Source organism: Mucilaginibacter gossypiicola (genome assembly GCF_900110105.1).
Classification (GTDB): domain Bacteria; phylum Bacteroidota; class Bacteroidia; order Sphingobacteriales; family Sphingobacteriaceae; genus Mucilaginibacter; species Mucilaginibacter gossypiicola.
Genome location: NZ_FOCL01000005.1, coordinates 239,055 through 253,770, shown reverse-complemented (window position 1 = coordinate 253,770; position 14,716 = coordinate 239,055). Strand labels below are relative to the sequence as shown.

The following is a 14,716-nucleotide window of genomic DNA, read 5'->3' as shown; positions in this document are numbered from 1 at the left end:
GGGCTGAAAGTTCAATCAAGGGGGGCACAAAATTGAATATCCCTGCTTTTTGCATGAATTGTTGCCTGAAGCATTAACATCGAGTATTTCAATAAGTAATTTTATAGCAAATAGTCCTTATCCGCGGCAACTTCTTAAACAGGTTTCCAACCCTGCAATTCAATCGCTGGTGTCTACACCTGTTGAAACCTATTAATGCGCCAGCCTCCGTATATAAAACCGGAGATCCTAACTAACTTACTCGGCTAAAGCTTCAAAAATGATCATACAATGTTGCGCCTAGGGTAACATTTCGACATGACTCACCGCTAATTGTAAATCCTCATTTTACTTCCGTTTAAGTGTATAGGCAGCCATAAGTAATCAGACTTTTCAAGATCCATTTTATTCCAGCGGTCGCCCATAAATATAAATTCTCCGGGCTTGTTATTTACCGGTATTACAAATCCACCCTGAAGAAAGAACGTTTTATCAGCATTCTTACCTTTACATGGATTTCCGCGTTCTGACCATGGCCCCAATATGTGATCGGCAATGGCGTATGAAGCAGCATTAGGCGACCAGCCTGAACAAGCGGATGTAATTAAAAAATATTTACCCTTGTGTTCAAACACCGCCGGACTTTCCCGCTTCCTTTTTATCAATATCCTGGAATATTTTTGTGTTGGTTTAAGGTAATCATCGCTCAGGAGGCAAATATGCATCGTAAAATTATCCTCAGACGAATAAATAAGATAAGCTTTGCCATCTGTATCCTTAAATAAGTTCATATCTCTTAGCATCTGGCCATTAGGTTTCACAGAGCCCAGGTAACGGTACGGCCCCCACGGAACATCACTAACAGCAACTCCTCCCCTCGAATACTGGTAATCGTTTTTATCGATGTGCATCCACATTACAAACTTTTTGGTTTTCTCGTTATAGATAACTTTTGGCCGCTCAATCACCCTGCCTGTATCCAGGTCGTAATCAGGCGCGTTCGTGGTTGGCTTTAATACCGTACCCAGATTTTTCCAATGCTTTAAATCGGTTGACGAATAGCAGGATACGCCCCCGGCAGGTACGCGGTAATCTTCCCAGTTCATTCCCGGAACAAGCCAGGTTTTGCCTTTCTTGATTTCGCCAAAAAGATAATATACGCCCTTAAAAAACAACGCCCCGCCACCGTGTGCGTTTATGGGTTCTCCATCAATATCTAACGATGGCGTATATTCATTGACGCCTGTACGGGCCAATTGAGCATTACTAGTAAAAATAAGCCCAAGATTAATGATGAGCAATGCAGTCAGGAAGATTTTATTCATTAAATTTTTTATTAGTTATAATTTACTCAAACAATGATTTTTATGGTGAGTTAATCGATTTTTCAATAAAGGACAAAAAATAGTTATCAAGTATTTCACTTAAAGCCAGTCAAGTGCAAGTTGCGCATTTAGAAAATCAGGAGATAAAGCCAAAGCGTTTGTAAATTCTTTTCTGGCATTTTCTTGCTGTCCCTGCCCCAAATAACCAAGGCCTGCTACATAATGTGCTTCTGCAGCATTTGTATCAGGCGCTACCGGTCCGGATACTCCTATAGCCTTTTTTGCAGCTAAGGCATCGGCTGCCCCTGATTTTATCATTTCTTCAAATGCTGCCGGAGATGGACCGGTTAAATTGATTTTTTGTTTTGCGAGCGTTTGAAAATAGAGCTGTTCGTTTGCTTTTAAAGTTTTGCTTCCTGTTTTATCATGGCCACCGGCATACTCAGTTTCTTTTAAAGCGAACGTATTTTTCCAGGCAATATCGGCCTTTTTCTTCTCGCCCAAAGCCGCGTAAGCGCATCCTGTCCAATAAAAAAGTGCTACTTTATGTACATCGAAACGCTGTTCGGCCCGCAGATTATCGGGGGGCAGCAGGGCAGCTTCAAAATCGGCTATAGCTTCCTGATACTTCATAGCCCTGTAAAACTTAAGCCCTCTAACCAGGTGGGCATCTGCCCAGGCTAACCCGGTATTAAATGCGCTACCACCTTCCCAGATGCTAAAAGTTCGTGATTGCAGCAACTGAATGGCTGCATCGGCTTTGCCTGTAAATATCTTCAGGGTAATCATATCGCCAAGCGCTTCATCATTTTGTGCAACCACCGCTTCATTTTTTTCCAAAATGCTGAGCCGCTTTGTAACAGAGGTGCCCGCAGCCTTATAAAGCCTGTCTAATTCAGCAAAATGCGTTGGATAAGGATTTTTAAATGATACTGCTTTTTCAAGGCTGGCAATCGCTTTAATTTGCGAATCTTTTCCAGGCAGGTGAGCATACGCTATAGCCAGATTTCTCCACGTAACCGGGAATTCAGGATCTATTGCCGCCGATGCCTGCCATAAACTGAAAGCTTCTTCCGGTTGCCAATCATAAAGCAGGTTTCCAAGATAATAAGGAGCCTTTGCATCTTTTCGGTTTGCCAGCATAGCCCTTCTGAGCACATTGATAACCTCTGATTGAAAGGGAAAAACGTAATCAGGCAACTGAAGGCTCGCCTTGTGCCGATAGGCTGCCGCCGGTTCTTTTTCGTTTAGTTTTTCAGCGAAATCACCAAGATAATAATAGACCAGTGGCGACACAGTATTCCCGCCATCTTTTAAAACAATTGTTTCCAGAACAGCCAGGCCGTCACTCCAAAGTCCGGCATCGTAATACTCAGCGGCAACTTCCTGAGCATCTGGCTGATTCTCTGTTAGCGTCTTCACAAGCCTTTCGTAATCATCGCCTGCTTTGGTGGCCAGCCATTTTTCGGCCATAAAACGTACGTCAAGCGGATCTGTTTTTTCGCTGGCATACGCCAACAAATTCAATGCCTCTTCTGTACGGCCAAGCTTACGCAACAGCGCCGCTTTAAGGCCGTAAGCCCGGAGATTCAACGCGTTTGCATCCAAAGCCTGGTTCACTAAATTCAATGCCTCCGCATAATTCCCGTTTAACGATGAAATTTCGGCTAACGAGAAAAAAGATGGCGATTTCCATTCCTGGCTCCAGGTTGCTTTGTAAAAAGCCGCATAAGCATCCTCAAGCCGCCCCTGTGCTTTTAGCGCCACCCCAAGGTAATAAAGAGGTTCAGCATTTTTGGGTGTGGTATATTGCGCAGTCAGGCGCGCCAATGCTTTGTTAAAATATTTCTCAGCTGTCGTGTACTTAGCTTTTTGTAAATTCAGTATCCCCATGCCGGTGTTGGCACTTACGTTACCTGAATCACGTTTCAGCAACTCTTCCCAGTAAAGATCAGCATCGAGACGGGCATCATGAAACTGATCAACGCGCTGGCCTGCCAGGAAAAGTTCTTCATCATTTTTAATCGTTTGGGGCCGGCCTACCGGTAAAGTGCCAACAGGCTTCGGCACCGGCACCAGGCGAACCGGGGAATACGATACCAGTTCACGCCCCCCGGCTGTAATAGAGGCCCGAAGATCATGTTCATCCAACCCAACAGGTAATGTAATCTCGGCAGTATACGGTTTTCCAGGATCAATAGTGATACTCTCCTGAATCAACGTTTTATCGCCAGCACGTAAACTAACCGACGCGCTTTTATAAGCATGGGTTGTGTAAAAGCCAAGCACTGCTTTTCCGGCTTTAACCTCAAGGTTTACAGCAGCGTCTAAGTTCGAGTTCTTCACACCTCCTATCCCCCGAAAAGGGTACCAGGACATCAGGAAAGAACGCTCTTCAAAAGGTTGTAGCCAGGAATAATCCGGTTGGTTATCTGAATAAGCGCCCACCATAATTTCGAGGTAAGGACCGTCTTTATCCGTCAGAATTTTATCCCACATGTTATCCACTCCCCAGGTAAAAAATTTCTTTCCGGGAACTATGTGATGATCGGCAATGGTCATTGTTCCGGCATTTACACCATGATCATATCCGGCAACAAAATCATCCTGGTTATTTACGGCGAACCATGAGGCTGATTTATAGTTATTTTTATAGAAGCTCATATCCAGCATATCAACGACGGGCCATTTAAAAAACTCGCGTTTTTTGTGGCCGGTGGCCCACTGCGTAGCGGGAGGAAAAATAACCTGGTAATCTTTGTTTGTATGAACAGCAACATTGGCAAAACAGAGCATCGTGTTTGCAAGTGGTGTTCTGTTGATGATGCGCACAGCACATTCAAGCACAGAGCTACCAGGCCGCAGTGTGTAACCAACAGCCCAGCGCATACGCTGACGGATCTCAAGCTCACCAACCCAAATTGTTTTACTCCCATCGGCATGCTCTTCCTTGCTCCACTGTACAGGCATAAAAGTGCTTGCCCTGTGATGATGAGGGATATTCCATTCGATACCGCCCGAAATCCACGATCCGATTAAACCGATAAGCGCAGGTTTAATAACATGTTGATTGTAAACAAAATCGTAATTATTGGTTTTATCCAGTGCAGAAAATATCCTGCCACCAATTTCGGGTAAGATGCCGATCTTAACATATTCATTCTCAAGATAAATGAGCTGATATGTTTTTTCACCAAGCTTGTTGGTTAGATTATCATAAAGGGGATAAGGATATATTCGCCCTTCAGCACCCTGGGATTCTTTGCCGAAAAAAAACATAGGGTTTGGATCCGGTAAACCAGACATATAAGTTGGTATAACCTGTTCAACTTCACGTATCGTAACAGGTTCCTGAGCGGAAACAAAAGATGGAATCGCCAAAAAGGCGATTCCGATCATATTTAATATTAATTTATTGTTTTTCATTAGGGATCTGAAGTCGTTTGGTGTGCCTGGTTGCCGAAGTATTATTTTCCTAAATTCGGGTCAAGCTGAAGATCACCAGCCGGTATAGGCAGATAGTATTGCGGAGCTCCGATCGGCGCGTTTTCAGAAGGATCTCTTTTGGCAATGATTTGCGGTAACATTTGTAAGCGGGTTATATCAAACCACCTGGTAAACTCTCCTGCAAACTCCCATGCCCTTTCATTAATGACCGCGTTTACAAAGTCAGTTGTAGATAAGCCGCTTAAGGGAGCTAAGCCTGCCCGGGTGCGAATGGCATTGATACTATTGTAAGCCTCTTCGTTAACATTTCCTGTCCTTGCTGCAGCTTCGGCATAAATTAATAATACATGAGCATATCGCATCATATGTACAGTGCCACTGGACCCATCTGTACTGCCTTCTACAGGTGCCCTGAATTTTTGAAAGTAAGGATGCTTAACGGCATCGCTCTGCCAGGGGATCGTTGTACCATCGTTCTTTTTGATTACGGTATGAAATGTGACGTCTTTTCGTATACCGGCCGGAAAATCATTAAAAAATCTGATTTCTGTAAAATAATCGTCCCAGCCATTTTCTTCCCCCGGCATTGCTGATGAACCATATAGTGCATTGGCATTAAACCAGTTACATGCACCACAGTTATGAATAGCGAATACTTCCTCAGATGTTGCAGCTCCCGTTTTGGTATTCTGCCATAAAGTACTCAAATCAGAAACAAGGTCGAAGCCATAAGCAGCCTTATTGTCGATTACCTCTTTTGCTTTGGCCGCAGCCAGCGCATATTTGGCGTTATCGTTTATCGGCCAGCCTCCTTCAGTTAAATAAACATCAGCCAAAAGCGCGGATGCGGCACCTTTTGACGCACGGCCTGCATCAAGCTTTTTATTAGCCATCATTTTTTCTGCGTTAAGCAGGTCACTTTCAATCAGTTTATAAACTTCAGCCGGGGCAGATGTACTAACCTTTAACACTTCCGGATCATACACCTCCGATGTGATCAACGGAATTTTTCCCCAAAGCCTGATCAACCAGTAATAGTCTAATGCGCGCAGATAATAAGCTTCGCCAACGATCTGACTGATCGAAGCTGCATCGCCAGATGTAGTTTTATAATTATTAATGATATTATTTGCGCCCTGAATTGATTTGTAGCACCCGTTCCAGATATTGAGCATTCTACCATTTAAATTTGATACATGATACTGATCAAATTCTCTCAGATCTGCCTTATTACTTGCGGGGTGCGTGGTGAGGTCATCAGATCCCATACACACCGCTACTGCTGCCGCTGTTGTAAAACCATTGACCCATGTTGTGGATAGCGGTTTGTACGCTCCTACAAGCGCGGCGTTCAAGCCGGATACTGTACCTAATGCCTGCGTGCCTACTACCTGACCCTTAGGGTCTTCTTTAAGGGCCTTTTTACAGCTTAAAGCTGATAGGGCCATTATTACAATTAAAATCTTTTTCATGACTTAAGTTTTATTAGCTATTGAAATTTCAAGATTAATCCTGCATTAAATGTCTTTGAGTTAGGGTATGAGCCGAAATCAATTCCCTGGTTAATGTCCGAACCTGAGCCGGCATTAGTCGATTCGGGGTCGAAACCCTTGTATTTGGTTATTGTGAATAAGTTTGTAGCTCCAATAAAGAATTTCAGATCAACATTTTTGATCATGCCCTGAGGCAGGTGGTAAGAAAAGCTCAGGTTTTTCACGCGTACAAAGTTCCCGTTTTCGAGAAATCGGCTCGACTCAAAATAATCCTTGTTGGTTGTGCTGAAAGCAGGGATATCAGATGTTTCATTGCTGCCGGGGATATACCTGTTCTTTATTCCTACATTGGTAGCCTGTTTGGCATTGGCATTAGCAGTAATGGAACTGGCGTACGAATAATCCAGCTTTTTGAAACCGAGAAGTGACTGAATGAATATATTTAAAGAAAAATCACCGTAATTAAAGGTATTGTTCCAGCCAAGTGATTGCTTAGGGGTACCATTGCCAATGATTTGGAAATCACTGCCGGTAATCGCGTTATCGCCGTCCATATCCTGATATTTGGAATCTCCCGGTTTATTACCAAATTTTGCGGCTTCAGCGGCTTCCGACGGTTTCCATGTTCCAAGATATTTCAGCCCCCAGTAAGAACCCAATGCGTAGCCCGGTTTAATAATAAATTCGGGTTGCGTTGATAAGCCCCCGCCTGCATTAGCTACCGTTTTGTCAGAAAACACGCTGGCCAGTGTCCCTAAGCTTTTCACCAGGTTTTTCTGGAACGTGATATTGAAAGATGATGACCAGCTAAATTTCCCGGATTGGACCGGTGTACCACCTAAATTAAATTCAAGCCCGCTGTTCTTCATTTTCCCAACATTGCTGATGATACTTCCACCGCCGGCATATCCGGGCAAGGGCAGCGATAAAAGCAAATCTTTGGTATTTTTAAGATATGCATCGGCAGTAAAATTTAACCGGTTGTTGAAAAGAGAGATATCCAGGCCCAGATCTTCCGCCCTTGTTGTTTCCCATTTCAGGTTTGGATTAGCGGCGTTCCCAAGCACGATCCCAGAGTTAACTGTGGTATTATTAAAACTATTAGCCGCCGAAAATGCGTCGTTTAAATAGGTTGAGAGGGTAGCATACGGATTAATTGCCTGGCTTCCTGTCAGTCCCCAGCTTCCTCTTAATTTAAACTGGTCAAAAATGTTCAGTCTTTTAATAAAGGGTTCTTCAGAAAGCTTCCACCCCAGAGCAACCGAAGGGAATGTGCTTTCCTGGTTAGTTGGCTGAAATTTGGAAGAGCCGTCACGCCTAACGGAAACAGTTAACAAATATTTGTCTTTGTAAGAATAATTAACTCTTCCCAAATAAGAAATAAGTGCCGATCCGGAATAACTGGCACCGGCAGACTGGGTAGTAGACAAAGCCAGGTTATCATATCCAAGATTTGAAAAAGTTAAACTGTTGGCGTTTGCGCTAAATCCGGTCGAGGTGTATTTCTGCTGTTCAAAAACTGCAGTAACATTCAAACTGTGTACATTATTAAAAACGTGTGAGTAGTTTAATGTGTTGGTATTTTGCAGGTTTAACAATTCTGTTGATGTACGGCTGGCATTAGGAATATTGTTGGTAATAGAAGGACCTGAATAATTCTTGCCTTGCAAATTCTGATAGTCAACACCAAAGCTTACATCTAATGACAGATCTTTGAAGAAATGATAATTTGCCCCGCCATTTAAAGTTATATTCGAATTATCCAGAACATTCTTTTTGTCGTTCGCCAAAGCAACAGGGTTATTATAAATAGAACCAGTAGGATCCACTTTGGTATATTGGCCGGATGCATCCCTGATCGATGTGGTAGGTGCCCATGCCAGGGCCTGAGCTACAGAACCATTGATACCCTGATTGCTGATATTCAACGACTCTCTCCTGATGGCAGATATATTTAGCCGTGTGCTTAATTTATCTGAAAAGGTTGTATTGATATTTGATCGGATCGCGTATCTCTTATAATTGGAATTGATTACTATCCCATCCTGATTAAGATAGTCTCCCGACATAAAAAATGAAGTTTTCGCACTTCCTCCGGAATATGCCAGTTTATATTCCTGTCCTGCACCGTTTCGAAATACCTCATCCTGCCAGTCTGTACCTCCCTTTGCCCTGAAATTATCTATTTGGGCGGGGGTAAAGCTCGGGGCGATCCCGACAGCTGCATTTCTCTCATTCACCGTAGTCGCAAAATCGGCTGCATTTAACAAATCAAATTTTTTAAGCGGGCGGGATGAATAAAAAATAGGAGTTAGCGTTATTTCCTGCTTTTGTGAATTGCCTTTTTTTGTAGTAACGAGAACAACACCATTAGCACCCCTACTACCATAAATCGCGGTACTCGACGCATCTTTTAAAACTTCAATATTTGCGATGTCATCGGGGTTAAGATTATTAAAGTCTCCGCCTATAAAGCCATCAATCACATAGAGCGGATTATTGTCACCCAGAATCGAGTTAGATCCCCTCACCCTAATTGACACGTCGCCTCCCGGTGCCCCGGAATTACTAACAACCTGAACGCCGGCTACACGCCCCTGCAGTGCCTGATCAATGCGGGTAACCGGTTGATCCTTGAAATCTTTAGATGAAAGACTGGAAAGCGCGCCTGTCACATCACTTTTTTTCTGTGTGCCATAGCCCACAACAACCACTTCAGAAAGGTTCTTATTATCCGGAACAAGTGTAACTTTCAACTCAGATTGTGCACCTGCGTTAATTTCCTGTTTTACATACCCGATAAAAGAAAACGAAAGCACCGTATTACCGGGAGGCAGTTTAATAATAAAATGCCCTTTGGTATCCGTAACCTGAACAACTGTTGTCCCCTTGACGCCCACTGTTACACCGGGCATCTGAAGCCCCTTTTCGTCTACCACTGTTCCTGAAACTGCAGAGCCCTGCGCCCTGGCAACAAAAGGAACAAACGCAATAAAGAACGCGAACAATAATAAAAAGCGCCCACAATGGCGCTGCCGGGGCAAAATGTTCATACCCCCATGGTTAATTGGATGTGCTCCAAAAATTGTTTGTAATTTTTTACTCATAATACAGCATTGGTTAATTTGGTTTTCCAAGAGTGACCGTTGACTGGCGAAATGCCATTGAATTAAACGGAGTACTAATTGGCTGCACAAATCAAGGCCAAAACCCGATTATACGGCACGCTGTAATTGGTTTATATTACGCTCAAATTGCTATAAAAAGAAGGCAGATTATTAATTTAGGTTGATTCTATTAGATTTTGCCCTATGAACGTTTGATGGATTGGATAAACTGGGACGGAGTTTTTCCAAATTCCTTTCGGAATGCCTTTTGAAAATAAGAAACACTCAATATCCCGATTCTGTCAATGATTTCGTTTTGGGTTACATCCTCATGTGTCATGATATGGGCTGCCCGCTTTAACCGGATGGTTCTTACAAATTCATTAATTGATTGCCCTGAGATACTTTTAATTTTTTTATACAACTTTGAACGACTGGTAAACATGTTATTGCATAAAAAATCAACATCGAGCTCCTGATTATGAATGTTTTTTTCGATGAGGCCTATCAATTTATCAAGGAACTCTTTGTCCTGGGTTGAGTGCACCAGTTCAGTGGCTTCTGCATAATAATCTTGTGTATATTTTAATTTCAGTTTACGTTTTTGTTCAAACAGGTTGTTTATTGTCAACATCAGCAATTCGATACTGACCGGCTTGGCAATATAGAAATCTGCTCCCGACTCCAGGCCTTCCAGTCTGGCTTCCAACGCACTTTTAGCCGACAAAAAAAGAAAAGGTATATGACTTGTTTCAAATGCGGCCTTTACCTGGCGGCATAATTCCACTCCATTCATAACAGGCATCATTACATCACTGATGATAAGGTCAGGAATATGTTCGACCGCGATTTCGTAACCCCGTTGGCCGTTCACCGCCTCATAAACGAAATATTGTTTTTCCAGTGTCTCTTTTAAAAACGATCTTAGTTCATCATTATCTTCAACCAGCAGGATATGCTGCTTTCGCTGGTGTGGAGTATAACTATCAGGGGGCGGTTGGATAGCTCTCTCCGACAACACTGAAATATCGAGGCTTTCAAGCATTATTGCAGTACTTCCGGGTACGTTGTGCCATTTTTCAGTTGAAGAATAGTTTTGTTCGCCACTCGGCAATGCAATAATAATTTCGGTACCTGCATGTCTTTCGCTATAAACGTAAATATCTCCCTTATGTAATAAGGTCAGATTCTTTACTAATGCAAGCCCGATGCCAGATCCTATGTGGTTATTGTTAATTCGATAATAACGGTCAAATATTTGCCCTATCGAATCTGCCGAAATACCTATGCCTGTGTCTGCGATCCTAAAAAAAATGTAGTGATCAGCCCGATATTTATTAATAAGTTTAAACTCGCTTTGATAAAGCGGAGTGAGGGAACCGATATCGGCAAAAACCTCAAGCGTTACCATTCCTCCGGAAGCTGTGTACTTAAACGCGTTGTTTAATAAATTAAATAAAATTTTCTCCAATACCTGTTTATCTATATAAACCAACCTGGTATCAACTATTTTCAAGAAAAATTCAATACGACTGTTATCTGCTGATTCTTTAAACTCTTCATATAATCCGGTTACGAAGTCGTCTATTTTCACGGGAGTAACCCGAAGATTTATAGCATTGTCGGCCACCTTTCGGAAGTTCATTAACTCGTTAATAAGATTAATGAGCCTTTTTGCATTCCGGTGCATAATCTGAAATGTGTGCCTGTAAATAGCATTGGAGTTTTCTAATATCAGATTTTCAAGCGGTCCCAGGATCAATGTAAGCGGGGTACGGAACTCGTGGGATATATTGGTAAAAAACTGCAGTTGTTGTTGATAAAGTTCTTCGCGCTGTAAATGCATTTCCTCCCTTTTCCTTTCTTCAACATCCCTAACGGCAAGTTCCTTTTTCAATCTGAACCACCTGGCCTGATAAATATAAATACCGATCAATACGGAAAGTATTAGTATTAGGTATATTCCCCGCGCAAAAGATGATTTCCACCATGGCGCAATAATTTCGATATCAAGAGAAGCCTTATTTTTGCTCCAAATACCATCGTTATTGGTTGCCTCCAGCACTAACGAATAACTATTGTAGTCAAGGTTTGTGTATGCTGCGGCGGGATTTTTACCGCTGGTATATTGCCACTCTTTATCAAAGCCCAGTAATTTATATCTGTATCGGCATTTCGCAGAATTAGCATAATGCATGGCAGAGAACGATATAACGAAATTATTTTGGAGATAATTCAGCACAAGTTTTCGGGCATAGGGAATAGCTACCGGTAAACTGTTTTCCGAATTAAGATTTTGATCAATGTGCGTGCTTTTATTGTTTATCAGAAGATCAGTAAAGATAGGCCGGGCAGGAATTTCGTTCAGCTTGATACTGTCAGGAAAAAAATAATTGAGGCCATTTATCCCTCCGAAATACAATCTCCCATCCTCTCCTTTAAATGATGCACCAACTTTGAAACTGTTACTTTGGAGCCCATCATTTTTATCAAACCTCGTTAATTGTTTAGTTCGCACATCGAACCGTTCAAGCCCGTTTCCACCCATCCACACATTTCCTTTCCCATCAATTTCAATTGCTTCAACATCGTTAAATACGCCATATTTACCATCAAATACTTTTACACTATAAGCATCCTTATTTTCAAGCCTAAGATAATCCAGCCCCCCTCCGATCGTTCCTATCCAATAAGCCTTGTCACCTTGTTTTTGAACAGGAAACAGGTAATCTGAACTTAATGAGTTGGACCTGTTATTTACCCTGTACCGATATTTCCTTATAACATTTCCCTGGCTGTCGATATGAAGTCGTTGCAGGCCATCAATACTTGAAACAAGCACCTCGGGCTTGTTTTTATCTGCTTTAACCATGTAACCGGAACCAGGCCCTTTATAAATGACCTTATAATTTTGATTTTTATCCTTCAGAATAACTCCATAGCCATTATAATAACTCCCAAACCAAATATTTCCAAAACAATCCCTGGAGAGACTTGCAAGCGAATGGCCTGGAAATGTTTTAAATCCCGAGGGTCTGAATAAGCCATCACGTCGTTTATTGATTATGTCTATCCCCCGGTCACTTCCAACCCATAAATTATTGTCGTTATCCAATTCCAAAGCATCAACCTCATTACTCTTCAGCCTGGCATTACCTTCATCTGCGTTAAAATGGATGAACATTTTAGTCTTATAGTCATACTTGTTTAGCCCGTTCGCATTGGTACCCACCCAAACAATATGTCCAGACTCCTCAAGTACAGATCTTATATGATTACCAGATAATGTATTGGACACTTCCGGGTTTCGCTGAAATGTATAGAACAACTTTGCATTTAAATCACAAAAGTTAAGTCCGTCCCCAAAGGTGCATACCCACAAACATTCTGACCTGTCAATAAATATCTTATCCAGGTAATTTGTATTTAAACTATTTACAAAACTGCGGGAAGTTATAGTTTGCTTAATATTGAAGTTTTTGTCCAACAGGAACAATCCTCCATCGGTACAAATCCAATAATCGAGATTTTTATCCTGCAGTACATCGTGAATAGTCGAGCACCCAGGAATTAATCGCCGTTTTTGCTGATGTAAGCCCGCCCCTGCTCCATTTTGCAATATTCCAGTACCTTCCTTGGTGAGAATTACGCTGGTACCATCCACTATGATTAACTGCTTGTTTCGGTTCTGAAAAATCTTCAGCAAATTTCTGGCCTGCTTTTCGCCGGCAAAACCCAAGTATCTGAACTTATAAGCGCGGTCAAGGATCCACAATCCCTGACTACCGGACAACCAGATATTACCCCGATCATCGGCCATCATATCGGAAAAGTTCACCCCAAACGGAGATATTACCGAAACTTCAGTCAGCAAATTGCCTTTTGATGTAAATATCCTGAACTTTTTATCTGCTATTGTAGCTAATATTCCTCCTTTTAATGCTATTAAACGGGTATATGTCTTTTTTCCGGTATTACGTTCAGCGTTATCCACATTAGTATACTTTTCGGAACGTGGGTCGAAAAACTGGATGCCATCTTCAGACCCCAGCCACAAACGATCATTTTCATCCAGGCACATACTCCTGATCCTGTTCTTTACAGAGTAGTTTTTTGATACGGTGGTATTATAAAACTTTTTGATTTCATGACCGTCATACCTGTCTAAACCAAACAGTGTAGCAATCCAAATGAAACCCAGTTTATCTTGTTTTACCTCCTTTATATCTGTATGAGATAAACCTTCATCTACTGTTAAATAGGAGAATTTTAAAGAATTCTGTTGCGCACCGGCTTTGGACGTGCCCAAAACCATAATCAGCAAATAAATTCCCACATTTGCAAAACATCTAAAAAGTTTGTAAACGTTCATGATTAAAACGATAGTTTTATTTTTTAAAAACAACTGGTACCAGCCCTTTTTGTTACCGGTATAAAAAGGCCTGGAAATTGACTCAAATAAAGTGTCGCTTATCATAAAAAATACTTTATTTAATGCTTAACATTTTAGTGAGGCCGGGTTTTTTACCAATCCTCCAACTTTTAACGGTTTTTAATTGTTTTTTTAACAATTAAAAACCGTTAAAAACAATTACCATTATCTTAAAACCTGGCCTTCTGGCCGTGCGAAAAATAATTTAATTGCTTTTATAGGTTGAACTTTGTTGGTGTCAACCCATCTGAATTTTCTTTTTTATAGACTTGACATTATTTACCTTCAGAACAGACTGTTTTAAGCTGAAAGTCATTATTGCTTTAATTACTATATAAAATTGAATTGGTTTAAACTGGTCTGTTCACTAACTAATTTATGAGTAAGCAATATTCACTTTACTCATCTTCACGTCAACACTAATTTTTTGATTAGTTCAGGTACAATATTCAAATGTCCATAAATTCAATAATATAACAATATAATTGTTATGGCTACATTTAACATTCTATTAAGTCATTTTAGCAGGGTTGTGGTTTGGCGGGCTGTGTTTAGGACCAACAAGAGGCACAAACAGCCAGATAAAGTTTTTACCGCTATTTACAGACCTTATAATAAAATTTCATTACTTCAATGCTTTCGCACTGTGAACGGCTAACAAGGGAAACTCCCTTTCAGTAAACAACATGCAAATAACATTAATACAAATAAAAAAGCAATTCGAACTTAATTTATACCATTTTGAGCGCCATTATCCTGGAGCTTTTACATTTATTTGTATCGACCAATTTCAAATATTCCAGCAGATTAAAAGTCATTGGCGTTTAGAAAGTGATTTAAATTAAATCATATTATAAGTCTAACACCAGGCAATTTTATTCTCTGAAATTTAATTAACATAGGCTCTGACAAACCGATTAACCAAAATAACAT

General features: G+C 41.3%; 5 protein-coding genes. All 5 read right to left on the bottom strand.

What is annotated here, in order from left to right:
• Positions 1–308 precede the first annotated feature (308 nt).
• Positions 309–1,304, bottom strand: a complete 996-nt coding sequence (locus BMX50_RS18645) for a glycoside hydrolase family 43 protein (RefSeq protein WP_091212057.1) — start codon at positions 1,302–1,304, stop codon at positions 309–311.
• Positions 1,305–1,403: 99 nt separating this feature from the next.
• Positions 1,404–4,703: a DUF5107 domain-containing protein gene (locus BMX50_RS18640; protein ID WP_167668010.1), complete on the bottom strand. Its 3,300-nt coding sequence runs from the start codon at positions 4,701–4,703 to the stop codon at positions 1,404–1,406.
• A gap of 68 nt (positions 4,704–4,771) precedes the next feature.
• Positions 4,772–6,223, bottom strand: a complete 1,452-nt coding sequence (locus BMX50_RS18635) for a RagB/SusD family nutrient uptake outer membrane protein (protein ID WP_091212055.1) — start codon at positions 6,221–6,223, stop codon at positions 4,772–4,774.
• A gap of 17 nt (positions 6,224–6,240) precedes the next feature.
• The gene (locus BMX50_RS18630; protein ID WP_208864745.1) at positions 6,241–9,351 is read right to left on the bottom strand and encodes a SusC/RagA family TonB-linked outer membrane protein; all 3,111 of its coding nucleotides are present in this window, start codon (positions 9,349–9,351) and stop codon (positions 6,241–6,243) included.
• 202 nt (positions 9,352–9,553) lie between these two features.
• The gene (locus BMX50_RS18625; RefSeq protein ID WP_091212054.1) at positions 9,554–13,828 is read right to left on the bottom strand and encodes a response regulator; all 4,275 of its coding nucleotides are present in this window, start codon (positions 13,826–13,828) and stop codon (positions 9,554–9,556) included.
• Between the last annotated feature and the right edge of the window lie 888 nt (positions 13,829–14,716).